The 25,312-nt window shown below is 42.6% G+C and carries 23 protein-coding genes; 7 read left to right on the top strand and 16 right to left on the bottom strand.

Annotated features, from left to right (window positions below; translation table 11 throughout):
- Positions 1 to 20: 20 nt before the first annotated feature.
- Positions 21 to 2,777, bottom strand: coding sequence for a DEAD/DEAH box helicase family protein (locus ACKWCA_RS06360; protein WP_413977329.1), 2,757 nt, complete (start codon positions 2,775 to 2,777; stop codon positions 21 to 23).
- On the opposite strand from ACKWCA_RS06360, the gene hemB reads away from it, so the two are divergent.
- Genes hemB through ACKWCA_RS06340 form a run of 4 tightly spaced genes read left to right on the top strand, consistent with a single transcriptional unit; the run spans position 2,731 to position 6,724 of the window.
- Entirely contained in the window at positions 2,731 to 3,720 is a 990-nt protein-coding gene (gene hemB / locus ACKWCA_RS06355) for a porphobilinogen synthase (RefSeq protein ID WP_413977328.1), read from the top strand. The genes ACKWCA_RS06360 and hemB overlap by 47 nt on opposite strands.
- A 39-nt stretch (positions 3,721 to 3,759) precedes the next feature.
- A complete protein-coding gene (locus tag ACKWCA_RS06350) occupies positions 3,760 to 5,091 on the top strand; it encodes a serine hydrolase domain-containing protein (RefSeq protein ID WP_413977327.1) in 1,332 nt (443 codons plus the stop codon).
- Between the two features lie 38 nt (positions 5,092 to 5,129).
- On the top strand, positions 5,130 to 6,251 hold the full coding sequence (locus ACKWCA_RS06345; protein ID WP_413977326.1) for a CNNM domain-containing protein: 1,122 nt from the start codon (positions 5,130 to 5,132) through the stop codon (positions 6,249 to 6,251).
- The gene (locus ACKWCA_RS06340) at positions 6,251 to 6,724 is read left to right on the top strand and encodes a methylated-DNA--[protein]-cysteine S-methyltransferase (RefSeq protein ID WP_413977325.1); all 474 of its coding nucleotides are present in this window, start codon (positions 6,251 to 6,253) and stop codon (positions 6,722 to 6,724) included. Before ACKWCA_RS06345 ends, ACKWCA_RS06340 begins: the two co-directional genes overlap by 1 nt.
- 24 nt (positions 6,725 to 6,748) lie before the next feature.
- Here ACKWCA_RS06340 and ACKWCA_RS06335 read toward each other — a convergent pair whose 3' ends face one another.
- A complete protein-coding gene (locus tag ACKWCA_RS06335) occupies positions 6,749 to 7,873 on the bottom strand; it encodes a hypothetical protein (protein WP_413977324.1) in 1,125 nt (374 codons plus the stop codon).
- 368 nt (positions 7,874 to 8,241) lie between these two features.
- Positions 8,242 to 9,009, bottom strand: a complete 768-nt coding sequence (locus tag ACKWCA_RS06330; protein WP_413977323.1) for a hypothetical protein — start codon at positions 9,007 to 9,009, stop codon at positions 8,242 to 8,244.
- A 174-nt stretch (positions 9,010 to 9,183) separates the two neighbouring features.
- On the opposite strand from ACKWCA_RS06330, the gene ACKWCA_RS06325 reads away from it, so the two are divergent.
- The gene (locus ACKWCA_RS06325) at positions 9,184 to 9,897 is read left to right on the top strand and encodes a 3'-5' exonuclease (protein WP_413977322.1); all 714 of its coding nucleotides are present in this window, start codon (positions 9,184 to 9,186) and stop codon (positions 9,895 to 9,897) included.
- Between the two features lies 1 nt (position 9,898).
- On the opposite strand, the gene ACKWCA_RS06320 is transcribed toward ACKWCA_RS06325, so the two are convergent.
- Positions 9,899 to 10,870: an endonuclease/exonuclease/phosphatase family protein gene (locus tag ACKWCA_RS06320; RefSeq protein WP_413977321.1), complete on the bottom strand. Its 972-nt coding sequence runs from the start codon at positions 10,868 to 10,870 to the stop codon at positions 9,899 to 9,901.
- Positions 10,871 to 10,947: 77 nt separating this feature from the next.
- On the opposite strand from ACKWCA_RS06320, the gene hflX reads away from it, so the two are divergent.
- Entirely contained in the window at positions 10,948 to 12,159 is a 1,212-nt protein-coding gene (gene hflX / locus ACKWCA_RS06315; protein WP_413977320.1) for a GTPase HflX, read from the top strand.
- A 511-nt stretch (positions 12,160 to 12,670) separates the two neighbouring features.
- On the opposite strand, the gene ACKWCA_RS06310 is transcribed toward hflX, so the two are convergent.
- Genes ACKWCA_RS06310 through ACKWCA_RS06290 form a run of 5 tightly spaced genes read right to left on the bottom strand, consistent with a single transcriptional unit; the run spans position 12,671 to position 17,137 of the window.
- The gene (locus ACKWCA_RS06310; RefSeq protein ID WP_413977319.1) at positions 12,671 to 13,288 is read right to left on the bottom strand and encodes a hypothetical protein; all 618 of its coding nucleotides are present in this window, start codon (positions 13,286 to 13,288) and stop codon (positions 12,671 to 12,673) included.
- An 11-nt stretch (positions 13,289 to 13,299) separates the two neighbouring features.
- Complete coding sequence (locus tag ACKWCA_RS06305) at positions 13,300 to 13,755, bottom strand: hypothetical protein (RefSeq protein WP_413977318.1); 456 nt, start codon at positions 13,753 to 13,755, stop codon at positions 13,300 to 13,302.
- A gap of 37 nt (positions 13,756 to 13,792) precedes the next feature.
- Positions 13,793 to 15,004 carry a serine hydrolase domain-containing protein gene (locus ACKWCA_RS06300; RefSeq protein WP_413977317.1) on the bottom strand — a complete coding sequence of 404 codons (1,212 nt, stop codon included), beginning with the start codon at positions 15,002 to 15,004 and terminating at the stop codon, positions 13,793 to 13,795.
- Between the two features lie 52 nt (positions 15,005 to 15,056).
- On the bottom strand, positions 15,057 to 15,743 hold the full coding sequence (locus ACKWCA_RS06295) for a response regulator transcription factor (RefSeq protein ID WP_413977316.1): 687 nt from the start codon (positions 15,741 to 15,743) through the stop codon (positions 15,057 to 15,059).
- 5 nt (positions 15,744 to 15,748) lie between these two features.
- Complete coding sequence (locus ACKWCA_RS06290; protein WP_413977315.1) at positions 15,749 to 17,137, bottom strand: sensor histidine kinase; 1,389 nt, start codon at positions 17,135 to 17,137, stop codon at positions 15,749 to 15,751.
- A gap of 224 nt (positions 17,138 to 17,361) precedes the next feature.
- Here ACKWCA_RS06290 and ACKWCA_RS06285 point away from each other — a divergent pair, with 224 nt between their 5' ends.
- Positions 17,362 to 18,867: a serine hydrolase gene (locus tag ACKWCA_RS06285; protein ID WP_413977314.1), complete on the top strand. Its 1,506-nt coding sequence runs from the start codon at positions 17,362 to 17,364 to the stop codon at positions 18,865 to 18,867.
- A gap of 606 nt (positions 18,868 to 19,473) precedes the next feature.
- On the opposite strand, the gene ACKWCA_RS06280 is transcribed toward ACKWCA_RS06285, so the two are convergent.
- The 7 genes from ACKWCA_RS06280 to sufD all read right to left on the bottom strand — a co-directional run bounded on the left by ACKWCA_RS06280 (position 19,474) and on the right by sufD (position 25,264).
- Entirely contained in the window at positions 19,474 to 20,403 is a 930-nt protein-coding gene (locus ACKWCA_RS06280) for a DUF3078 domain-containing protein (RefSeq protein WP_413977313.1), read from the bottom strand.
- A 76-nt stretch (positions 20,404 to 20,479) separates the two neighbouring features.
- The gene (locus ACKWCA_RS06275; RefSeq protein ID WP_413977312.1) at positions 20,480 to 20,983 is read right to left on the bottom strand and encodes a DUF2480 family protein; all 504 of its coding nucleotides are present in this window, start codon (positions 20,981 to 20,983) and stop codon (positions 20,480 to 20,482) included.
- A 109-nt stretch (positions 20,984 to 21,092) separates the two neighbouring features.
- Positions 21,093 to 21,422, bottom strand: coding sequence for a DUF59 domain-containing protein (locus tag ACKWCA_RS06270; protein ID WP_413977311.1), 330 nt, complete (start codon positions 21,420 to 21,422; stop codon positions 21,093 to 21,095).
- Positions 21,423 to 21,429: 7 nt separating this feature from the next.
- Entirely contained in the window at positions 21,430 to 21,852 is a 423-nt protein-coding gene (locus ACKWCA_RS06265) for a SufE family protein (protein WP_413977310.1), read from the bottom strand.
- 110 nt (positions 21,853 to 21,962) lie between these two features.
- A complete protein-coding gene (locus ACKWCA_RS06260) occupies positions 21,963 to 23,177 on the bottom strand; it encodes an aminotransferase class V-fold PLP-dependent enzyme (protein ID WP_413977309.1) in 1,215 nt (404 codons plus the stop codon).
- Positions 23,178 to 23,274: 97 nt separating this feature from the next.
- Positions 23,275 to 23,958 carry a porin family protein gene (locus tag ACKWCA_RS06255; protein WP_413977308.1) on the bottom strand — a complete coding sequence of 228 codons (684 nt, stop codon included), beginning with the start codon at positions 23,956 to 23,958 and terminating at the stop codon, positions 23,275 to 23,277.
- Entirely contained in the window at positions 23,948 to 25,264 is a 1,317-nt protein-coding gene (gene sufD, locus ACKWCA_RS06250; protein WP_413977307.1) for a Fe-S cluster assembly protein SufD, read from the bottom strand. Before sufD ends, ACKWCA_RS06255 begins: the two co-directional genes overlap by 11 nt.
- Positions 25,265 to 25,312: the final 48 nt, after the last annotated feature.

Here is a 25,312-nt window from a genome sequence, read left to right as displayed (position 1 = left end):
GTCGGCCCACGATTCCGCACCTATTTCCAGGTAATCGCCTTTTGGGAAACTTGCTTGAATTGATATATGATATGGGAGAGCCTTGCTTTGAGCAGCTCCTTTCGGCCCGCGATCGATCTGGTATACAAAAGCTTTGACGAGTCTACATGGCTCTTCCAACACTTATGAAAAAGATGGGCGTCCTCTTTGCGTTTCCCAAATTGCATCGGTACCACATAATAATTTCGCAAGCCCCAATGTCGCTTGATCCAGTGTCTATATACCAAAAGGTATCTAGGGTTCTCCACAGGGGCCAATATTTCCGCCAGTAAATTCACGAACAGGCTACTTTCAGCATTGGATGCCCCCTTCAGATAACAGACAAAGGTTCCGTTCAATTGCTGTTCCGTTTGTACCGAAATCGTATCGATGGGTGTGTTCACTTTACCCGTGCGATACATTACCTGTAACAAGGCGGACCCTATTTTCTTGGTTTTTTTATACGTATTTCCAAACAATAGATACAGTTTAAGCGCCTTGTAGGTCTTCGGGGCTAGGCTCACGAAAATACCCGCTAGAAAAACATATAGGAATTGAAAAACGCCTTGTGTAAATAAGGTAGCCAGATGCTTGGCCAAAAATTCCGGAAAGAACAGGGCCGCACCGACAACGACCTCAAAAAATAGATATTTTGAAGCGCTTCCCCACCGTAACCTTTTTGCCTCTTGAAAAGGTACCTTATCAAAATACGGGAGCTTGACCTCGCGAATAAGCACACTTCCTTTTGAAATGGCATCGAACCATCGGTCTTTTAGTTCATTCCTTTGGGCCGCTATCCGTAGCATAGGGTCGTTCAACGTTTGCAAATTCTGCTCCGAAGTAAAGTTTTTAGGAATTTGAAGTCGCTCCAACCCATTTTCAATATAGGTCGTACCCGAAAGTGATACTCCTGAAAAGGCTTCGAATCTTCGCTGGAGTTTTTCCAAGTCTTTGCCCCCATCTTCAGCCGTTGGGTCGAGACAGGCCAAATGCCATATATTTCCAGTTTTGTCGGAAGTTTTCGCATCAATTCGAATGGCCCTCCCTCGCATTTGATTTGACGACACAAAAGAGCCTACATACGACGCCAAAATGAGGGTATTCATGGCCGGCGCATCCCAACCTTCGCCAAGCAGCGATTTGGTTCCCACAAGAATCTTGATAATTCCATCTTGAAACAATCGGGTGATACTAGCGACTATAGTGCTCTTGACTCCTCCGGAAGAATTGATGAGTACGAATTCATCATCACCTCGTAGAGGCACCGTGCTCACCTGCGTGCTTTTGACCAATTGCTGAAAATCATCTAACGCACTGGCATGCAGTATCACCAAGGAACCCGTTAAAACCGCAATATCCCTCTTAAAAGCGACAGTCGCTCTTAAGTACTGGAAAATGGATACCACCCCAAGTTTTTGAAGCTTATCCGTATCGTTTCCTTTAAAATCGATATACTCTTTGCGAATAAAATCGGTCAGCACCACGGCCTTCAGCTCTTGATTTAGGTTCTCTTTCTCATGCAGAAGTATTGACGAAATACTTTTAAGTTTTGAAGGACTGTTTGAGAGCGTTCGATACAACTGTTCATCGCCAATGAAATCGACTCTTCGTTTATCGAATACGCCAATACGTGCCAGTTGTTTTTCCAAATCGGACAGTAACGGCTCGTGTGCCGAGAGTGCTTCCCTTTGTTCGACCAATAGGTGCTGTAACAAAATTTCCAACCATTCATAGGTCAAATTTGGGAACTCTATTTTTCCGTCGTCGAACCCTAGAAACCTCAGCTTTTTTTTATCAATAGGCTGTCCACTGGCGTTCAGGAATATGAGTATGGACGAGAAAAACTCGGGGTTTTCGTAAATCAGCTCCAAATGTTCCGCAGCCTTGGCATAAATCGGAAGTTCAGTGAGCAACTTTTGAAAATGCGCATTGGCGACCAGTGCATTGTTACACGCGATAATCTGTTCTCGATACGAAACGATATATTTAATTTGGGCGGCATCGGGTCGGGAGAAGTACACAAAATCTTGATGAGGGCACAGATCACCATTCGCAATGAGGTCCGGCACTGCAATTTCATCGTCAATAGGCCCACATAGTTCAAAATACTTTTTGAGTTCCTGGGATGTGCTGTCATATGGTGGAGTTGCGGTCAGAGAGATGATTGTCATATGTGCGATCTCCTTCAATGCGAAAAGACTTTTCCACCACACATTTTTGAGATGATGCGCTTCGTCAAGCACCAAGGTTTCGATACCATGTTTCGTGACATAATCTACAAGGCACTCTTGATTTTCAGCTAATGACTTGTCGAGGGCATGTAACGATTGATAGGTCGAAAAGGTAATGACAGCTGGATTCTTGATATCAGTGGTATATTCATCAAACCCGTTATCACAGCGAAAAAAAGTCTCTAACCTATGTTGCCATTGATTGCGTATGGTCAATGTCGGTGACAACACCAGTGTTGGGGCATTCACCCGTATAAGCATTTCCAAGCCTAAAATGGTCTTCCCTGATCCTGGTGGGGCAACAACATGCAGGTGCTTGTCCGCTAAATGATCTTCAAACCGACTGAGAAATTTTTCTTGATAGCTCCGCCAGGAGAATTTGAATTTTAGCTTTTTGCGGAGTTCCGTCAAGAGTTCTGCGGTTTTGATGGGTTTAAAGAGATAATAAGTAACTTTGGGTTTCCAAAAATAGGCCAATTCAATGTATCCCTTAAGAAGAAACCGTAGACTTAGAACTAACGAAGCCATTCGTCACTTAGTACGTGAAACTATTCTGACACCAAGTGATTTTCTGGTACCCCTTTTTGTGGTCGAAGGAAAGAACGTAAAGGAAGAAATCGCTTCAATGCCCAATTACTATCGGTTGAGTATCGACCAACTTGAAAAAGAAGTCAAGGAATTATGGAACCTGGGCCTATGTGCCGTACTGCTGTTCGTGAAAGTACCCGATGACCTAAAAGACAATAAGGGCACCGAAGCCCTCAATCCTGACGGGCTCATGCAGCTGGCCATAAAAGCGGTAAAAAACGCCTGTCCTGAAATGCTGGTCATGACCGATGTTGCCTTGGACCCTTATTCTTCACTGGGGCACGATGGTATTGTGCAAGATGGGATGATCTTAAATGACGAAACTTCTGAAGTTTTGGCGGAAATGAGTGTCAGCCATGCCGCTGCCGGAGCGGATTTTGTGGCACCAAGTGATATGATGGACGGACGTATTCTCACCATTCGGGAAGCTTTGGAAGATGAAGGCCATATCAATACGGGGATCATGAGCTATAGCGCCAAGTATGCCAGTGCCTTCTATGGGCCGTTTCGCGATGCGCTGGATTCCGCTCCGGTCGATATGAAAAACGTACCTAAAGACAAGAAGACCTACCAAATGGATTCGGCCAACCGATTTGAGGCCATAACCGAAACCCAAGCCGATATTGATGAAGGTGCCGACATCGTGATGGTGAAACCGGGTTCCGCTTATTTAGATATTCTTCGTGAAATACGAAACGAGGTCGATGTACCCGTCGCGGTGTATCAGGTCAGCGGAGAATACGCCATGGTGAAAGCCGCTGCCGAAAAAGGATGGCTCGACCATGATGCTGTAATGATGGAGCAGCTTATCGCCTTTAAAAGAGCGGGAGCAACTATCATTGCGAGCTATTTTGCCAAAGATGCGGTACGATTGATGGGGTAGTCCATCGCAAAAAGAAGACAGGTCTTCACAAGTGTGAAAATGAAAACTACTTTTATTATACTAATCGGTTTATTAGCTACGAATGCCTATGCACAAGGTGTTTCAGAAGTAAATTTAACTGCCTTTTCAGAAGAATTGACCTATGGACGTCCCGTAGAGGTCGACCTAGATTCTGCATTTATTTATACCCAGGTCGACTCCATTATGAGCCTAGGTATTCGGGAAGAAGCGTTTCCCGGAGCCCAATTGTTAGTAGCGAAAAAGGGGAAGATCATCTTTCACAAAGCGTATGGCCACCACACCTATGATAGTATTCAGCGGGTAGCCTTGAATGACATCTATGACCTCGCCTCCGTGACAAAAATCACGGCTGCCCTTCCTGCCTTGATGAAACTTCACGGTGAAGGTAAGTTATGCTTGGACGAACCCTTTAGCTCCTATTGGGACCCTTGGAAAAAAGTAGCCGACAAAAAACAACTTACCGTTCGTGAGATCCTGTCACATCAGGCCGGACTTACCCCATATATCGTTTTTCTAAATGAGATTACCAAAAAGAACGGAAGGCTCAAAAAAAGATGGGTGCGCCCCAAGGCAAATTCAAAGTACAATAACCAAGCCTACGAAGAACTGTTCATCAAAGACAGATTCAAGCGAAAAGTCTATCGTGAAATTTCACGTTCCGCAGTAGACGATGAAAAAAAATACCGGTATTCAGGACTCACCTTTTTACTATATCCCCAACTTGTAAAAAATTTAACCGGAACCAATTACGCGACATACCTAAGAACCCAATTCTATGACCCTTTGGGAAACACGACCATGGGCTTTAATCCCAAAACCAAAAACTTTTCGAATGCCATAGTCCCTACGGAAATAGATACCCTGTTCCGGTTTTCGCTTACCAAAGACTGGGTGCACGATGAAAATGCGGCCCTGATGGGCGGAATTTCCGGTAATGCTGGCCTATTCGCCACGGCCAAAGATCTGGCCCGCCTTATGCAGATGTACATGAACTACGGTATATATGGGGGCAGAAGGTATCTTAAAGAAGAAACCGTAAAAGAGTTCATCAAGGTACAGTTTCCGGAAAACGAAAATCGAAGGGGACTGGGTTTTGACAAACCACTCTTGGGCAATGATACGCTAAAACTCGAAGCGGCTTATCCGGCACCGAAAGCGAGCGCCGAAAGCTTTGGACATTCGGGTTTTACCGGGACTTTCGTTTGGGCAGACCCAAAAGACCAATTGGTATTTATTTTTCTATCCAACCGCGTGTACCCTTACCGATCTCATCGGAAACTCTACAGCCTGAATATAAGAACAGCGTTGCATTCCGTGTTCTATGAAGCTGCAGCGACCCATTCGGATTAGTATTTTTCTTAGTACATTCGTATCATTAAACAGATTGCATGGGCCTTCTAATTTTTTATGCTGTAATATCCATTTTCTTTTCCTTTTTATGCTCCATTTTAGAAGCAGTGCTACTAAGTGTCACTCCTACCTTTGTCAATATCAAGAAAAAAGAAGGAAAAGTCTATGCCGAAACACTGGAGGAACTCAAGAAAGACGTTGATAAACCCCTAATCGCGATTCTAACGCTCAACACCATTGCCCACACTGTAGGGGCAATCTTGGTCGGGGTCCAGGCAAAAGTAGCCTATGCAGAGCTTTATGGTAGCACGCCACGCTCCATTTTCGGACTGACGTTCACCGAAGATTTGATGGTCGGGGTCGTATCGACCCTCATGACCATCTTGATTTTAGTGGCTTCCGAGATCATTCCTAAAACCATTGGTGCGACCTTTTGGAGACAACTGGCCAATTTTACTGCCAAAACCTTGAAGGGAATGGTACTTGTGTTGAAATGGACCGGATTACTATGGATTCTACAACTCTTCACCAAATTGGTTGGTGGAAAGGGCCACCATGGCAGTGTACTCAGTCGGGATGATTTTAGCGCTATGGCCGATATTGCCGAAGAAGAGGGTGTTTTTGAACAGTCGGAATCTACCATAATCAAAAACCTCCTTCGCTTCGATGAGGTCTTGGTCAAAGATGTGATGACGCCGCGGGCCGTAATGAAAATCGCTTCCGAAGAAGAAACCATACAAGATTATTTCAGCGAAAACCCTAAGATGCGTTTTTCCCGTATTCCGATTCACGGAGAGAAAGTAGACCATATCACCGGTTTCGTGCTCAAGGATAACATTCTGGAAGAAATCATCAACAAAAATGGGGATGCTCCTCTATCGGAAATCAAACGCGATATTCTGGTAACGGAGCGCAATACTCCTATTCCAAGACTCTTTGATACCCTGATCAGTAAAAGAGAGCATATCGCGCTTGTGGTTGATGAATACGGCTCAGTGAGCGGCTTGGTAACTATGGAAGATATTATCGAAACCTTACTCGGTCTTGAAATCATGGACGAAAGCGATAATGTCGCAGACCTACAGGAATTGGCCCGTAAGACTTGGAAGAACAGGGCGCAGCGCATTGGCATTATTGACAAGGAACAATCAAGCGACTAATGGAAAGGGCCTACATACCAACTCCGTTGGGTATCACCAAGCTTGAAGGCGATGAAAACGGCCTACGGGCCATAACCGTTATGAATACGGAGGAAGAACCCACGGAAATTATTCCGGAAGTCTTAGAAGATGGTGCCTACCAACTAAAAGAGTATTTTCATGGCAAGCGGAAGGACTTCACCCTTGATTTGAATCCGCAAGGCACTGATTTTCAAAAACGGGTTTGGCAAGCCTTGCTCGATATTCCCTTCGGAAAAACGACCTCGTACCTAGAACTATCGAAGACCTTAGGCGATGTAAAAGCCATTCGGGCCGTGGCCGCCGCTAATGGCAAAAACCCCTTGTGGATCGTAGTACCTTGTCATCGGGTAATTGGCAGCGATGGTTCTTTGACCGGCTACGCGGGAGGATTACATCGAAAAAAATGGCTGCTGGATCATGAATCACCTGTGCAGCAACAGTCCCTATTTTAAGCATCGTTTACACGACTTTCTCCTTTAGTCTTTGATCAAAAAATACGTCGGCACGAAAGGCAATTCGATATTTTTGATTAATTCGCCTTTAGAGGAAATAATAAGCGCGCCCCCTTCAAGCTGGTCATTGTCATTTACCTCAACGTAACCTACAAGATAAGACCCGGTCTGTTCATCTATTCCTTGCGACAACAGTTGAATGCTCTTCCCACTTTCGGCCTCCACTTGGCGCACAATACGCTCCATGTCAACCAGTGTTTCACTATTTGTTGTGAAATTAAAAGATGCGGGGCCGAATCGGACTTCCGCGGGTTGCACATATAAACTGTAATAGAAAAGCTCCTTTCCAATAAAGCGTGCCGTTAAAATACCGGGGTCAAAGTAACGCGTTAATGGAAATTCAACTTCCTCAATCTGTTCAAACGTGTTCGTATCATAAATGGTGTAGCTATAGTTTTCGCCGCTTTCACTTTTCAAGATAACTACATCGTCCATACCATCGATGAAAATATTCGGAACTAACTCGCCAAAATCCAAGCGTTTGATGACATTGTTCGTTGCTGTTTCCACCACCGCTACTTTGTAATTATCCAGACCATCGCGATAGGTAAGCAAGAGCTTTCCCTGATGGTAAATAGGCTGGTATGAGATTTGAATGTCCTCCTCGATCATGAGTTGGCGCTGCATACCATTTGCATTGTCAATAGTGAGTACCCCAAAATTTGAAGTTCCCTGCGGTTCAAAAATCCCTAGATAAATGTTTTCGTCATCATTGGTTCCCCAGAGGATATTGCGTTCGTTGTTTTCCGTGTAAAAATTTGAATTGATCGAACTTTGACCTGTTTCCACATTTTTTTGGATAAGGGAAAAATTACCGGAAGAGAAAATATAGAATGACAATACATCCCCCTTTTGACGAAGGGTAAGGTACGAACTCCCCAACCCCAATTCTTGCGTAAGGTCAGATTGCACTTCCAAACCACTGGAAGAATCATACTCGTATTGATATACCCTTTCCAGATCCTCGCCCACCAAAGTAATATTGATATTGGGCTCATTAGAGACCTCTATATCAACACCATCGTCTTTAGCACACGAAAAAAGAGCAAAAACGACAAGGGCAAAGATGCCCTTAGGATAGTTTTTCATCGCACTTTTTTTATTAAAAATACGCATTCCCGATATGAAATGGGAGAATTAGGGTGTTAAATAGAAAACAGCATCCCAGCGCCTATTACAGACCTCGGTTCGCACACGTACCATTTCCTGTTTTAGGTTTTTTATCGAGTTAAATTACCGACCGAATGGTCTTTTCTTATTTAGTCCGCAACGACTATTGTTGCAAGTCTTGTATTTCGTCGATAAAACCTATTGATTGCAAGAGCTGCGAGAACACTTTCCATTCAAATGCTCAAGGTAAAAACCGACGTATCGGTCGGTTTTAGGTTGTTGCTCCTACTATAAGTTAGAAAGGATGACAATGGAGTTCAAAAAATATCAAGCTCCAATATATCGTATCAATTACAGCTTGTGGCACTCAATTTATCGGACGAGGTGGCCGATTCAAGAGTATGTGATGAATTGAACAGCACGAATTTGTCAATAGCGTGCCCCGATGAACGGGCCGAAACCTCCATTTCGTAAATGCCAGGTTTATCGAAAACCACAAAAACTTCATGGCCATTGTTATCGTATGTCAAGGCCTGCCATTTGAAGCCCAAATCATTACCTCCACGGTAGATTTTAAACCACCCGTCTTTCGAGGCTCCCTCAGGATTCGGTGTTTTCCCAGAACCTTTCGGAAAGACTCGACTGTCCCCTTTCTGGGCGTAAAAATTCTTAGCGTTGGCAAATCGCAACCAAGTATCATTGTGTTCTGTACCGTTGTTGCCGGATTTTACGGCCGAATTCCAAAGAAATCGGTACTGTCCGCTATTCTTTATCCTGATTTTAAAGGTGGCAGCACCATTTCCCGGTTGGCTAAAGTATTGTTCGCCCTGCCATACCATAAAACCTTTTCCAGAAAAACCGTTTCCTCCATTCTTTAACTTCCAATTGTCGGGAAACTCGGCATTCTCGAATTCGACCACCAAGAGTCCGTCTTTTTCATTAAAAACAAGATCGGCGGCATTGGCACAAGGTACATCCTTGGAGGTGTTCTCAACACTTTCCTCATCAGGGATGCCATCATCCGTACTACAAGAGGTAATAACGGAGATTAAAAAGAATGTCAAGATCAAATACGAGACAAAAGTAGGTCTTTTCCGTAGCTTTAGTTTTTGCATAGTAATTTTAAGATTTGTGGGATATACCATGAACGTGAGGCTTCACTCTGATATTGGTTATTCTTCAACAATTTCGATGAACTACCTGCTTTCAGGATCAGTATTGTAGGAAATATCCTCGTTTTCGGAAGCCAAGGCCACTATTTTCTTATATTTATTCGCTAAATCGTTTTTATGCTAGAAAGAATTCGTTTGGACCATATTTTGTTTTTGGACATAGAGACCGTTCCGGAAAACAGCAGCTTTGATGCGCTTGACGATGAAAAGAAGGAGTTATGGGAGCATAAGTCAAAATACCAACGTAAGGAGGATTATACGGCGGAAGAATTTTACGAACGGGCCGGTATTTGGGCGGAATTCGGTAAAATCATCTGTATTTCGGTAGGCTACTTCCATTTCCAAGGAGAAATCAGAACCTTCCGGACCACCTCCTTTTATGGGCCCGAGGCCAAACTCCTGAAAGATTTCAAGAATTTGGTCAATAGCCATTTCAATTTGGCAAAACACCTTTTGTGTGGTCATAATGCCAAAGAGTTCGACTTTCCGTATATCGCACGGCGCATGATCATACATGGTATTGAATTGCCCTACAAACTCAACCTTTTTGGCAAAAAACCGTGGGAAGTGCCGCATCTCGACACCATGGATCTTTGGAAATTCGGCGACTACAAGCATTTTACCTCTTTAAAACTCTTGGCCCATATCTTAGGGATTCCTTCACCAAAGCAGGATATTGACGGCAGCAGGGTGCGTCAAGTATATTATGAAGATCAAGATATCGACCGTATTATCACATATTGCGAGCTTGATGTGGTGACTACTGCACAAGTTTTTCTCCGTCTTAGAAATGAGGAACTACTTCACGAAAGTGAAATTAAAAAAGTATGATTCAGCCGTTGTATTTCAATTGAATATATACCGGAAAGTGATCGCTATAGCCTCCGATATACTTTCGGCCTGCATAGGTTCGATACGGGGTTCCCTTGTACTTTCCTTTAAATTCCATTAAAAAGTTTTCATCAAAGATATTCGCATGGGCAAAACTATGTGTTCCTTTTTCGTAGTTCAAAAAGTTATGGGATACCATGATTTGATCGAACAACATCCATGATTGTCTGTAGTTGGCGCTTCCGCGGTCTGGGGTGAGCAATTTTTCCATAGGGTTATAGAGCCGATTTGAGTCCATAAGCGTTTTGATGCTCTCTGATTCCGGCCCATCATTAAAATCGCCCATTATGATATAGTTAGGCTCAGCTTCCTCCAATTCTATTTCTGCCATATATGCCTTAATGGTTTCGGCGGCCTTTACCCTTTTATAGCTGGTTTCATTGGAGCCATCTCTTCTTGAAGGCCAATGGTTCACGAAAATATGTACCAGCTCACCGTTCAATTTTCCTTTTACGTATAGAATATCACGCGTGGTATCACGATTTCCGTTTTTCTCGTAAATAAATAAGGTAATCGGGTCAGAATACAAAACCTCAAAACAATCCTTATGGTAAATTAGCGCAGTATCGATACCGCGTTCATCAGGGGAGTCATAATGAACAAAACCGTAATTGATGTCGCGCAAGGGTTCCGCATCGATGAGATCCTGCATTACCGTTTCGTTTTCGACTTCGGCGACCCCCATCAATACTGGGCAATGGTCGGTGGTCTCATTTCCTATTTCAGAAATGGTCTTGGCCAATTTATACAGTTTTCTTCGATAACGTTTGTTTGACCACTTTTTTATTCCCTTCGGGGTAAAGTCGTCATCTAGGGTATCTGGGTCATCAATAGTATCGAAAAGGTTCTCTAGGTTGTAGAAACCTACTGAGTAGATATTCTTTTTCTTTCTTTTAAAAAACGAAAACTTCACGGATTTTTCTATTGGGGATGTAAATTTACGAAAATAGCTAGTGTTCTATTGCTTAATTTTGCACTTTCAAGTGATACATGTTAGAAAGAAAATCCATAGCATACGAAAAAGCGGTATTAATCGGGGTCATCAATCGAGAGCAAAATGAGGAAAAAGTAACCGAATTTCTCGATGAGCTAGAGTTTTTGACCTATACAGCCGGTGGCGAAGTGTACAAACGCTTTGTACAGCGTATGGATGTGCCCAACCCCAAAACATTGATCGGGAGCGGAAAGATGAAAGAGGTCGAGGCCTATGTAGAAGAACATGAAATCGGTTCGGTGATTTTCGATGATGAGCTCACGCCGGCCCAACAGCGGAATATCGAAAAGCAATTGCGCTGTAAAATTATAGATCGTACGAGTCTCATACTTGATATTTTCGCGCAACGTGCGCAAACGAGTTATTCGCGCACCCAGGTCGAACTGGCACAATACGAGTTTCTTCTTCCTAGGCTGACCGGTCTATGGACGCACCTTGAGCGTCAAAAAGGGGGTATTGGAATGCGCGGACCTGGGGAGACCGAAATCGAAACCGATAGGCGTATCGTTCGCGACCGCATTTCTCTTTTGAAGAAGAAACTTCTCAAAATAGATCGTCAAATGGAAACCCAACGTGGCAATAGAGGAGCTTTGGTCAGAGTTGCTTTGGTCGGATATACCAATGTGGGCAAGTCGACCCTTATGAACGTGGTTAGTAAAAGTGATGTCTTTGCCGAAAATAAACTCTTTGCTACCCTAGACACGACCGTACGGAAGGTCGTTATCGGAAATCTTCCTTTTCTTCTGAGCGATACGGTAGGATTCATCCGTAAGTTACCTACCCAGTTGGTAGAGAGTTTTAAAAGTACGCTGGATGAGGTTCGTGAGGCGGACCTCTTGTTGCATGTGGTCGACATCTCGCATCCGCAATTCGAAGAGCAAATCGAGTCTGTGGACAAAATCTTGGGAGAAATCAACAGTTCGAACAAAAAGACGATCATGGTCTTCAATAAAATCGACCAATACCAGCACGAAACCATTGAGGAAGACGATTTAATGACCGAGAAAACCGGGCGACATTTCACTATAGAAGAGTGGAAAAGAACTTGGATGGATAAGCTTGGAGATCGTGTACTCTTTATTTCGGCCTTGAACAAGGAGAATTTGGACGAGTTTCGAAAAAGGGTCTATAACGAAGTACGTGAGATTCATGTGACGCGCTTTCCGTATAACAACTTTCTTTATCCTGAGCACTTGGATCAGTACTAACCTAAGCCTAAGGTCTCGTTTACACAGTCAAATCGAATATATCAGTTCGAGCCCGTCCGTCTGCAACAAGACCGTGGAGGATGTTTGATCAATTCGAGAGTGTTTTGATGAACCATAAACGTTTCGTAAAGCTCAACCTGACATCTCATTCCCTATTTGTGTTTGCACTTGACCAGCCCACATACTCCAATAAGACCCCTGTACAAAGTCCTTTTTTGGTCGTTGGCCGTACCGTTCATCGATCAAAATGAACCGTTCATATTTTTCACAACAGCTAGCGACCACTTCACAACAATAATTTAGCTACTATCCAAATCGTCTCTATATTTACATTGTATTTAAGTGAATGTGTTGACCCAAATCTACCTGCTGAAAAGCAGGGCACGAACTTAACCGAAAAAAGTTTTTTTCTCCCCAGATCAGAACTTGATTTAGTAAACTTAAAAACACCAAACCAAATTAACCCAAACCTACTTTGATAAAAAACCCTCCGTAACGGAGGGTTTTTTATTTACTTGTTGCGCTTTGCATTCGCTTCTTTTTCTAAACGGGCGGCCTCTCGCTCTAAGCGTTCGGCTTCTCTTTTTAAACGTTCAGCTTCCCGTATCTTTTGGGCCGCTTCTCGATCAAGACGACTTTTATCACGCTTCGCTTTTTCCGCTTCGCGTTGTTCCCGTGATTTTCCGGAAGTATGGGCCTTGATGTTTTTGGTGATGGCCTTCATCTTGCTCAACGTACTCGAAGAAGCCAGTTCCTTATCCACAAAAATTCTCAAGTTTCCCTCATCTATCTTGATTTCATAACTGGTGATGCCGTCTACAGCTACCCGCCATTGTTGTTTTGTTCCAGAAACCTTTAGCTGTTTTTTACCGAACTCTTCAAGCAGATATGCTCTGATCTTTGCCGTTTTCTCGGCATTGAATTTTGCGCGAACCTTATAAGTGTCATCGGAATCACTTGTTGAAAAATAAGTGTTTTCATTTCCCGAAAAGGAAAGATCTCCGTCAAATGAAATTGAAAGACCTGATCCCTCCTCCTGTTTATCGGAAGTCACCGTCGAATCTTCTTGGGCATAACCTGTTGCAAGGCTTAGTGCCATACTGATTAGAATGTATACTAGTACTCTCATAGTGCTTGTTATCAACTGTTGATCGCTTCTAAAAACCGCTGCCCTAAGTTGGTAAGCCTTTCGTAGGCTTCATCATCCATTTGCTTTCGTTTAATGTGAATGAGCAACTGATTTTCTTTCAGTTCTACTTCATAGACGGGTTTTCCGTTGTCCAATGTTTTCTTCCATACCGTCCTTTCAAATCCGGTAGTTGCCACATCGTCATCCATGATTTTAGATAGGGCAAGTTGAACGGCCTCTTTTTTCTTTTCATCGAAGAACAGTTTGATTTTGTATGTCTTGTTGGTCAGCTTAAGCGTATAGTCATCTTCAAACTGATAGTCGAATTGTACTCCCTTGGTTGATACCGTATAGTCATACACGACTACTTCTTCAGGGCTTAAATTGAATTTCGGTTCTTTTTCTTGTGCCGTTAGAGCCGTTAGCCCCATACACAGTATGCAAACTGTAATTTTAATCGTTCTCATGTTTTACTTTTTTGAATGATCCTTCTTGTTAGGTTACTTATTTTGCTTTTTTATTTCGGTACGCCCGAATTGCGTTCCAACTTTGTTGTACCAGCCTTGCTGCTTTCGGGTTGTCTATAACATTGGTATTGGTAAAGAAGATAGCGCCCACCTTCATCTCAGTATTGTAGTACATCAAGGTGAGAATGCCTGGATCTCCTCCATTATGACCAATGGTAGCGCCTCCTTTGTTTTCCCAATAAAAGCCATAATTGTCATCGATGTCTTCTGTGCCCAATTGGCTTTGGGTCAGTTGAGCTTTCATCATTTGTTGACATAAGGCCGTAGGGAGAATTGATTCGCGGCCTTCATAGCACCCCATCATGACTTGCATATATTTTGTAAGTGAAGCCACATTGGTTCGCAAACCGCCGTCAGGATAGGTAATCAACTGATACCTCGGTAATACTTTCAGGTTATCCGAATAGATTTGCGCATGGTTTTCTTTTGAAACCGAATCTAAAAACCAGCCTGTTTCGCTCATTCCGATTTCATCGAAAATGTACTTCTGGGTGACCTTATGAAATGGCTCTTCCATCACTATTTCCACACAATAGGCGGCCAATGCCGTGGCAATATTCGAATATTCATAACGTGCTCCGGGTGCTGTTTTCAAAAAGTTTTTTCTATTGTACAGTGCGCCACCTTTGGTCAAATATGCTTTTAGATAGGCTCCTAAAGGCATAGCGGTGTTTTGTTTGAGTTGATGCATGTATTTGGTAATTTCCTTGTTGTATTCATCCGCATCTACTTCATTTGGGTTCTCGAGTACATAACTCATATCATAGGTCTGCTCAAGGTCTATAATCCCTGAGGTATGGGTCGCCAAATGCCTGATGGTAATCTGTTGTTCCGGGTGTTTCGGATGTACTACTTTAAAAGGCAATATCTCGTTTACTCGGGTGTCCATAGATAGCTTGCCCATTTCTACTGCTTTCATGAGGGCAATTCCGGTAAAGGTTTTGGATATCGACCCGATATTCTGAACAGTCGCAACCGTATACGGTTTTTTGTTTTTCAGATCGGCGTAGCCGAATCCTCCTTGAAACAATACGGTATCCAAGGTGAATACGGAAACCCCAAATCCGGCAAGACCATCTAGCTTGCTTATACTGTCTAACTTTTGATCTAATTTTTCTTCAGCGCTCTGTGCTCTGGAAGTATGGCCTACTGTGATGAAGAGTAATGCCAGTATGAATAGTTGTTTCATGTTTTCCTTGTTTTCCTTGTTTTTGACAGGTATCGGTTGATGAATAAACTCCTTAAGTCAAATTGATTTTAAATGTTAATCCGACACCTCGTACACTTTCAATTGCAATTGATGGGTCTTGCTTAAAGTATTTTCTGAGGCGGCTAATGAATACGTCCATACTTCTTCCTGAGAAAAAGTCGTCGTTACCCCAAACGTCTTTGAGGAGGTCTTCGCGCTTGATCATTGTATTTTTATGTTGATACAAATACTGTATCAATAGGGTCTCTTTTTCAGTAAGTCGTTGGGCAGTGCCGTCAAAAACCAACTGGTGATTGATTGCATCGAAATCATAGTTTCCTATACGATGTACTTCTGATTTTCTGGGCTGCACCCTTCCTGTTCTTTTTAAGATATTCTTGAGGCGAAGTACAAGAATGTCGGCTTCGAACGGTTTTACGATATAGTCATCGGCCCCTAACTTCAACCCTGTAACCCTATCTTCCTTCATTTTTTTTGCGGTCAGAAACACGAATGGGACCTCAGGATTGATTTCGATGACCTTTTCAGCTAGGGTAAAGCCATCCATTTTAGGCATCATCACATCGAAAACGCAGATGTCAAAATCAGCGGTGGTGAAAAGACCCAAGGCCTCCTTACCATCTTTTGCCCAAGTCACCTGAAATTGGTGTATTTCAAGATACTGCTTGAGAATACTCCCAAAATCAAAATCGTCTTCTGCTAATAATACATGCGTCATAACTACTAATTTGTTGGAATGGTTATACTAAATGTTGTTCCTCGATCGGGTTCACTTTCAACATCGATGGTGCCTTGATGTGCGTCTATGACTTGTTTCGTATAATAGAGCCCTAGCCCCAGCCCCTTAACATCATGGACATTTCCAGAGGTCACTCGATAGAACTTGTCGAAAATCGAGGGCAGATGTTCTCGTGGAATACCGACCCCATTATCCGATATTCGAATTTCATACCTATCGTTGCTAAGCTTTGTCTCTATTGCTATGGCGACGGATTCCTTGCCGTATTTAATCGCATTTTCAAGAATATTGAACAGCGCTGTAGTGAATAGAAAAGTGTCGATTGTCAGTAGCACCTCCTTTGGTTCAATACTTGTGGTAAAAGACACGTTTTTATCCTGTACCGAAAGTGAAAAATCAGCAATACTGTTCATGATATACTCCTCATCGACTACTTGTTCTTTTTTCAGGGTCAATTCTTCAGAACCCAAGCTATTGGTCAATACTTGATCAATCAGCTTTTGAAGTCTGGTATTCTGCCTATCCAAGATATTCAAGGTGTTTTCAAATGCCTCCGGTGATTGTTTTATTTCGGGCTTTTTCAGACTTTTCGTAGCAATGCCCAAAGTGGCGAGGGGTGTCTTAAGTTCATGTGTGATATTATTGATGAAATCGGTTTTTACATCAGCGACTTTCTTTTGCTTAATAAGATTTTTGATGGAATAGTAAAACAGACCGACCACAAATAGAAGCAAAAGCACAGATCCTGCCAACAAGGCCGCCATTCGCCCCAGTACTATGCGTTGCCATTCTGAAATATTCATTCGGTCTCTGGTATGGACCCGGAATTCTACAGTTTTTTCGATGCCATCTGCATCAAGGGCGGTATAGTCGGTTTGCCATCTGGCCTGACTGATGGTGTAGCCCTGGCTTTCTTCAAAATCGTCACCAAGAACGAATAGCGGTCGCTCTTTTGAAAATATCGCAACGGTATCAATCTGCATAGAATCCATGACCATAATGGAATAAATGTTCTTCTTGAACTTGATTTCATAGCCCAGATCCGATTTCTTTAATTCTTCTTGATACAACTTGTTGAAGGCCCTGGAAAAGGAATCTTTCTCTTTTTTCAATTCTTCTATGAACTGGTTTTTGCTCAAATCCTTAAATCTATACTCCCATAGCAGCTCTGAAAAAACCTGCCCCCATAACTCACTTGTTTCCACGACCATTTCGGTTTCGTCATCTATTCGACTGATGGCTTTTTTGGTCTCATTGATAAAGGCATCTTTTTTCAACTCGTACGTATTGTAAATCAAATACGCCTGTATGCTTGTCATGGCCAATAGCGTCAAAACCGCGGTTATTATAAGAGTGTTTATTTTCCGTTGCATGACCCAAAAATAGGGCAAACCTCTTGCACTATAGGCCAAATGGCGCCTGTTAACCCTGCATTAACGTTAATAAAGCCCTGAGCTGCGGTGGGCTCAAAGCTGATCTTCTTATGTTAATGACAAGTGAACATGCTGACAAATGACATTAACCCGTCTTTAACCCCTGCTTAACCGCCTTATTGAAGGGGTTGCCCCATATTTGAGGGAATCAAAAACAATACATCATGAAAAGACTGTCCTTTTTATTAGTACTCATGGCCGTCTCGAACACGGCACTTCAAGCACAACAGTTAGCAGAAATCGATTCGGTATTCACCGTTTTGAATCAGCAGCGCGGTTTTAACGGAAACATTCTCATTGCAGAAAAAGGCAAGATCATCTATGAAAGGTCCTTCGGGTTTTCAAATTACGATGATCGCACCCCATTAAGGCCACAGCATATGTTCAACGTCGCTTCTGTTTCCAAAACGATTACAGCAGTTGCTACTATGCAATTGGTAGAACGGGGCCTTCTTAATTTGAACGATGATCTGACAAAACATCTCAGCGGTCTGCCTTACCAAGGGATTCGCATACAACACTTGCTCTCGCATACGTCGGGCTTGCCCAAGGTTCAAATACACCCCTTTAGAAAAGAGATTTCAGGCAAAGGGTATACCAATGAGGAACTATTGGAGGTCTATACCCGAGTGGCTCCAGAATTATACTTTTCTCCTGGATCCAACTACAACTACGCGAATACCAATTATATTTTTCTTGCGCTCATCATCGAAAAAATTTCGAAATTGTCATTTGAGCAATTTTTACAGCAACATATTTTCGAGCCTTCCGGCATGCACCGGACATTTTTGTTTGAGAGAAATGTACCTCTCCACCTCCAAAAAAATGTGGTGTCGTATTATCGGAAACCAAAATGGCTGTCAAAGCGATTTCATCTGGTCGATACATTGGCCGCAAATATTGAAGATAGCGCAACTTTCGATAACATTTATGGTGCAAGCTCGATTCACACCACAGCTGGGGATTTGCTCAAGTTTCATACGGCACTTCAAAACAATGTACTACTATCTATAGCCTCTCTTACCAAAATGTATGACCCAATTACATTAAATGGTAAAAAGGAGTTAACGATCAATGAAAAATCAAATTATCCCGCAGTTGTAGGTACTGGTTGGCAAGTAGCTAAGGATAGCACCGTTGGAAAAATAGTTTACCATTCCGGAGGATTTCAAGGGGGACGCAGTTTTTTGATACGAAACCTCAAAAAGGACCAATGTGTCATTCTGCTTACGAATAATGTAGAAACCGACCGCTATACTTTTACAACTCCGATGCGTATTCTAAACCGAGCCCCTTATCAGCTCGATCGGATTTCCCTACCCCGATTATTCTCTAACGAATACATCTCCAACGGCATTGCGGTGGCGGTTAGCACCTACCAGAAGTATAAAAATGATACGGCCTATGTTCCTTTTGTAGACTATGATTTTGAGGAAATCGGAACGGAGTTAATGAACGCAGGTGACCTCGATGCCGCGGTCAAAATTTTTGAATTGTATGCTGATACATTTCCAGATGAGTATTCATGGTCCATGTTAGGAGATGCCCATCTTTTGTCAGGCAATGAATCAAAAGCACTGGAATGCTTTGAAAAATCGTTGTCCATAAATTCGGAATACGGACATTCAAAGAATGCTGTCCTTAAAATTAAAGGAGGGAATGGAAAATAAGCATAAATGGTTATGCTGTTCATCGAATCGAGATTGTCGTTCGTCGGACACACCACAATATCCACCCAGTTCACAACAATAATTTAGAGACCTTTCAAATCGAACCTATATTTACAGTGTAATTAAGTGAAAGTATTGACCCCAAATCGACTCTTGAACTTAACCGAAAAAAGTTTTCTTTTCCCCAAAAAAGAAACTTGACCTAAGAAATACCGAGTAACACCGGAACCTAAATCTTACGATACCTACTTAACTTAAAAAAATCCCCGTCAACGTGACGGGGATTTTTTATTTCACTGGTACAACGAATGCATTTCATCGAAGAGACCACACCTTTTAACGCGTTTCACAACAGTTTTTACCAGCTTCACAACAAAAGTTTAGCCGTCTTCATCGACTCCGTTACATTCGTTAGTGTATTTGAGATTTAGTGTTTGTCCCAAAGAAACCGTAGTCTTAACCGAAAATCTAGTATTTGGATTTTTACTCGAACTTGAATCAAGAGTTCGAATTTTGACTAACAACCAAATTTACGAATCCTACTTAAGACAAACGTCCCGCAATCGCGGGACGTTCTCATAGTATTCCATTTCTAAGCTTGTTCGATTAAAGCGAATAGTTCAATCCAAAAAGCCAATAACTCTGTGTTGGGCTGTCGACTTCTCCTATTGTAAGCGCTGGATCAACGCCAGGTTGCGCTAGGGCATTGGCAAAGGCCTCTTGCCTATTTCCTCTCAGTCCAAATTCGAAACCTAATCCGATTCCTTTCCAGAAGGTATAGCCAAATGAGTTAATCCATGTCCAATTGCTCAAGTCTCCACTTTTATAACTCTGAAAGGTAGAAAAGTTCGTCTTGAAGTTGATTGCTCCAATCTTTCTGGTATAATCGACCAAGATTTTTGCACCTGTTGACGATTCATAGGCCACATCATCTTCTGCAAAAACGAAGTTGTAGTTCAACGGGTGAATTACAACGACCATATCGGTAATCGGCGTCCAAGTGGCTCCGATACCTAAATCTAGATAACCTGGGTCATTGAAATTATTAATGATCGATGTCCGGTATTCCCCAAGGCCAGAAATGGCGAACTTATCACTTAGCTTGTATCCATAAAGCGAAGTGATATTAAATACGTCGGTAGTACTATTGAAGCTGTCGTCATCGGTGTCGATATCCTTGTTATCGATTTTCACCCATTGTGCATTGATATTTCCAGAATTCCTCCAGAAAAATTTGTCCTTATCCAAGTTGGCAAATCCATTGAGTGTTATCCCTATATTTCCGGCGGAGTTGTTCGGAGTACCTTGTTGGTACCAATTTTTGGAACCGGATAGATTTGCACCTAACGTGCCGAAAATACCTTTCTTCCAACCCGGGAATGCATCTATTTGGCCCTGTAGGGCATCTACTCTTGCCTGTATTACGGCGATAGAGTCTTTTTTAGCAGCTTGTGCTCCTTTTAATTCATCGATGGTCTGACCATAAGTGGTAACGAATGCGAGGGTCGCCGCAATCGTAAGTACGATTTTTTTCATGATAATGTGTTTAGTGTTTGTTTTTGTAAGTGGCACAAAAATACAAATTGTGCATATACCCTTTAGAAAAAATGGGTCATTTTCTTTTGTACAGCGGCACTGAAGAGCATGCCTCTCCGTACATAATGCTTTTGGCAACCGTCTGAACTTTAGCGGTTATCCATATATAAGCATTGGCAGGAATGGGTTTATTACTACACCCTTTAATGATGACGGGTTTGTCAGTAAATGGGGTCATATCGATGTTTTCGATAACGGTTTGAAAGAGCATCGTCTCCAATTGTTCCAAATCGCCCACAAGCGTCTTTTTGGCAAAGGGCTGCAATCTTGAACTCAACAGCATATAGGCCCAGCCGGGAATAATAGCGTCTGACGTACAGCTCAACGCAACATAGGCATCTTGGTATTGCGCCCAATCATGTTCCGCGACGTGATTTCTGAATTCTTTCTCTCGTAAAATCAATCCCTCATAGAGCCAATCCTTGATGTCGATTACAACTCTCTTTCCCTCGGGATAGTAGTCCTCAAGGTTAAAGGTGATCAAGGGGCTTTTGGCAACTCTGTTTATGATTTCGGACATGTTTTCGCAGCTATGTGTTTCCCATTTTTCTAATCAGTCATAGTCAATTTCCCCTCTGGGAACTATCGCCGTCAGTGGGGTATCAGGTGATTGACGCGGTAAGACTAGACTATAGTAGACCCAGTTCCAATTTAGCCTCTTCGCTCATCAAATCTTGGGTCCAAGGAGGGTCGAACGTAATTTCGACCTCGGCATCTTTGACCAGATCTAAGGACTTTACTTTTTCTTCTACTTCTACCGGAAGGGTTTCAGCCACCGGACAATTCGGAGAGGTTAGGGTCATTAATATCTTAACGTCGTTGGCTTCATTGACCAATACATCATATATTAAACCCAGCTCATAAATGTCAACCGGTATTTCCGGGTCATAAATCGTCTTTAGAACGTTTACTATCTTTTCACCGAGTTCTTGGGTATCTATTGTAGTTTCTTCACTCATATCGTTCTTAATTTAACTGTGTTTGATAGGCCACAGCATACAACTTCAGTTGTTTGATCATACTGACCAGACCATTGGCCCGGGTTGGGGACAAATGTTCTTTTAATCCGATTTCATCTATAAAATCAGTATTCGCTTCAATAATGTCTGCAGGCTTCTGATTACTGAACACGCGTATCAATATCGCAATGATTCCTTTGGTAATAATGGCATCACTATCAGCGGTAAAAACGAGTTTGTCCGTCTCTAGCTCAGCATGGACCCATACCTTGCTCTGACAGCCTTTGATGATGTTGTCGTCCGTTTTGTATTGCGCATCGATAAGGGGAAGTGATTTCCCCAATTCAATCATATATTCATACCGTTGCATCCAATCGTCGAACATTGAAAACTCATCAACAATTTCTTCCTGTATGTTTTGTATCTGCATATGCTGTACGTCCTATTTATTTGGTCTCACTTCTACGAAGATAAAGACCGAACAAAAATACGACAAGTTACGGTGGTTTTCAATTGTTTAAGAGAAGGATAACACCTTGGTCAACGTAGCATATTCTTTGCACGTATAACACCCGCGACCAATACATCGACTTCTTCCTTGGTATTATAGAAACAAAAGCTGGCGCGAACGGTACCGGGAATTTGATAGAAATCCATGATGGGTTGCGCGCAATGGTGGCCTGTTCTCACGGCAATACCCAACTTATCCAATATAGAACCGATATCATAGGGATGTATGCCTTCAATATTGAACGATAATACCGAGGTCTTATGTTTCGCCGTACCGTAAATCTTCAATCCTTCGATAGCCAACAGTTGCTCCGTCGCGTAGTCTAACAATTCTTGTTCATAGGTGGCAATGGCCTCAAAACCGATGGAATTCATATAATCAATCGCTGCTCCAAAGGCAATACCTCCGCAAATATTGGGTGTGCCGGCCTCAAATTTGTGTGGCAGATCGGCATAGGTGGTTTTTTCAAAGGTCACCTCCGCAATCATTTCGCCTCCCCCTTGATAGGGCGGTAGTTTATTGAGCCACTCCTCCTTGCCATAGAGCATCCCTTGACCCGTAGGACCACACACCTTATGTGCCGATATGGTATAAAAATCGACATCAAGAGCCTGTACATCGGCAACTAGATGTGGTGCTGCCTGCGCCCCGTCAATGAGTACAGCAGCGCCGACCTGATGTGCTTTTTCGATAATCGCTTCTATGGGATTGATCGTACCCAAGGCATTGGAAATATGGTTGCAGAAAACCAGTTTCGTATGCTCGTTGAGCAGTTCTTCATAGGCGTCCATCACTAGTTCGCCTTTTTGATTCATGGGAATTACTTTTAAGCTTGCCCCGGTTCGCTCGCACAACATCTGCCAGGGAACGATATTGGAGTGGTGTTCCATGGCCGAGACCAAAACCTCATCTCCTCTATCCAACAGGGATGAAAACCCATTGGCGACCATATTGATGCTATGTGTAGTACCCGATGTAAATATGATTTCGTGGGCCTTCGCTGCATTAAAGTGTTTTTGAATGGTAACTCTTGCCTGTTCGTACTTATCCGTTGCTTCTTGCGATAACGCATGCACGCCTCTGTGAATGTTCGCATTGTAGTGCTGATAATAGTCCACAATAACATCAATGACCTGTTGCGGTGTTTGTGAGGTCGCGGCATTGTCAAGATATACCAGGGGTTTTCCATTGACTTCTCGTGTCAGTATGGGGAAATCTTCACGTATTTTCTGTACATCGATCATAGCGAATCAATTAAGCAACAAAGATACCGACTATGCTTTAAAATCAGCTTTAAATCAAAGCTATAATCGATCTAACACGTTATGTTTTACAAGGAGTTCATAAAAAGAGATACCTCGCTGATACCTGTAGGGCCACATTGTAATTCTGTAGGTTACCGGTCAGACCGTTCAAGCGATTTCGAAGACCGACATAAAACCGCGGCTCTACACTAATGGCATCAGTAATGTTCACGCCTAAGCCTGCAACCAGACCATAATCCAATTGAAAATTACCGTTTGTTACCAGACGGTTTTCGGGTATGGTATCATCGCGTTGATCTAGGTTCTTAATTTTGGACACCTGGTTCAACAAAAAACCGAACTGTGGACCAAATGCTACATCGAGGCGGTCGTTCAAGGCGAACTTTCCCAGCACCGGAACAGTAAGATAGTTTAACTGCACATTGGTTCTAAAGTCATTTTCGTCAAAGGGGTCTGAAGGACCGCTTTGCAGGACTTGCAAATCGGAACTAAACTGAAAGCCCTGTGAAGAATACAGCACTGCCGCTTGCAAGGTAAATTTACGACTGAACTCCGATTCCATGACGATACCCCCATGTCCGGAAAAACGGAATTTTATTCCTTCGGTCAAATCCCCTACAATCGATGAATAATTGAGTCCGGCCTGTAGTCCAAATCGGGTCTCTTGAGCCATCACTATTGCACTAAAGAACAGGCAGCTCGAAAAGAGCAATACTATCCGCCGCCCCTTCTTTTTTTTCTGTAACGTCTTAGAGGTCAAACCCTAAGTTTACTCCGAGTTTTTTGGCGATAAGCTTATTGATCCGGGTTTTGAGTTCCGGTATGCGCACACTTTCCAATACATTGTTGGCAAAAGCATACATCAAAAGGGCTCGCGCCTCTTTTTTAGGAATTCCTCGTGATTGTAAATAGAAGAGGGCATCTTCATCTAACTGACCTATCGTACAACCATGTGAGCACTTGACATCATCGGCAAAAATCTCAAGCTGCGGTTTTGTATTGATAGTCGCTTGATCACTAATCAAGATATTGTTGTTCTGCTGAAATGCATTGGTCTTCTGGGCAATTTTGTCGACAATGATCTTTCCATTAAAAACACCTGTTGAACGCTCTCCATAAATTCCCTTGTAGTCTTGATGACTCTCACAATTGGGTTCGATATGATGTACGAGCGTATGATGATCGACATGTTGTTTTTCCCCTAAAATGGTCACGCCCTTCATGGTGGAATCGATGTACTCTCCGTTTTGATAGAAGTTAAGGTTGTTACGGGTCATTTTCCCGCCAAACGAAAAAGTATGGACTTTGACCACGCTTTTATCTTTTTGGTCGATATAGGTATTATCGATCAACGAGGAGTTTTCAGTGTCGTTCTGAACCTTGTAATAATCGATGATAGCATTCTTAGCTGCGAAAATCTCAGTAACGCAATTGGTCAATACCTCATTGGAAGTCAAGCTTTGGTGCCTTTCAATAACCTGTAACTCCGCATTTTCCTCTACAATGATCAGGTTTCTCGGCTGCAACATTAGGGTAGACTCATTACCCGTGGCAAAGTGAATGATTTCCACTGGCTTTTTAGGCATCTTATTCTTGGGAATATAGATATAGGCGCCCTCTCTACTGAATGCCGTATTCAAAGAGGTCAATGACTCGTCTTTTGAAGCGACCTTATTGAAATACACATCGATAATCGGTTTGTACATGTCTTTCGTCAAAGCCGAACTCATCAAGCAAATATCTACGCCATCATGGGTCGTCTCGGAAAGGAAAGAACTATAAATACCATCTACAAAAACGATTTTATAGGTATCTATTTCATTAATGAAATACTTCTTGACGTCTTTGTACTCTATCGCATTGACTTCTTTTGGAAAAATACTGAAATCGACTTTTTGTATTTTGTTCAAGGAAGTATATTTCCACGCCTCATCTTTACGTGAAGGAAAACCTTTCTGTTCAAAATTCTTCATCGCCTCCGTACGTACATCATGTACGGGATGCTCGATGTCGATATTGTTTTCGAACATCATAAAGGATGAAATCAATTTTTCTTTTAAGTCCATGTCTTAGTGGTATTTCGTAATGAATATTAAGTAAATAGTTCTTACGAC

Origin of the sequence: Maribacter corallii, assembly GCF_047345415.1 — a bacterium.
Taxonomy (GTDB): domain Bacteria; phylum Bacteroidota; class Bacteroidia; order Flavobacteriales; family Flavobacteriaceae; genus Maribacter_C.
Note: the sequence above shows the minus strand (reverse complement) of the source record. Positions and strands in the feature narration are given on the sequence as shown.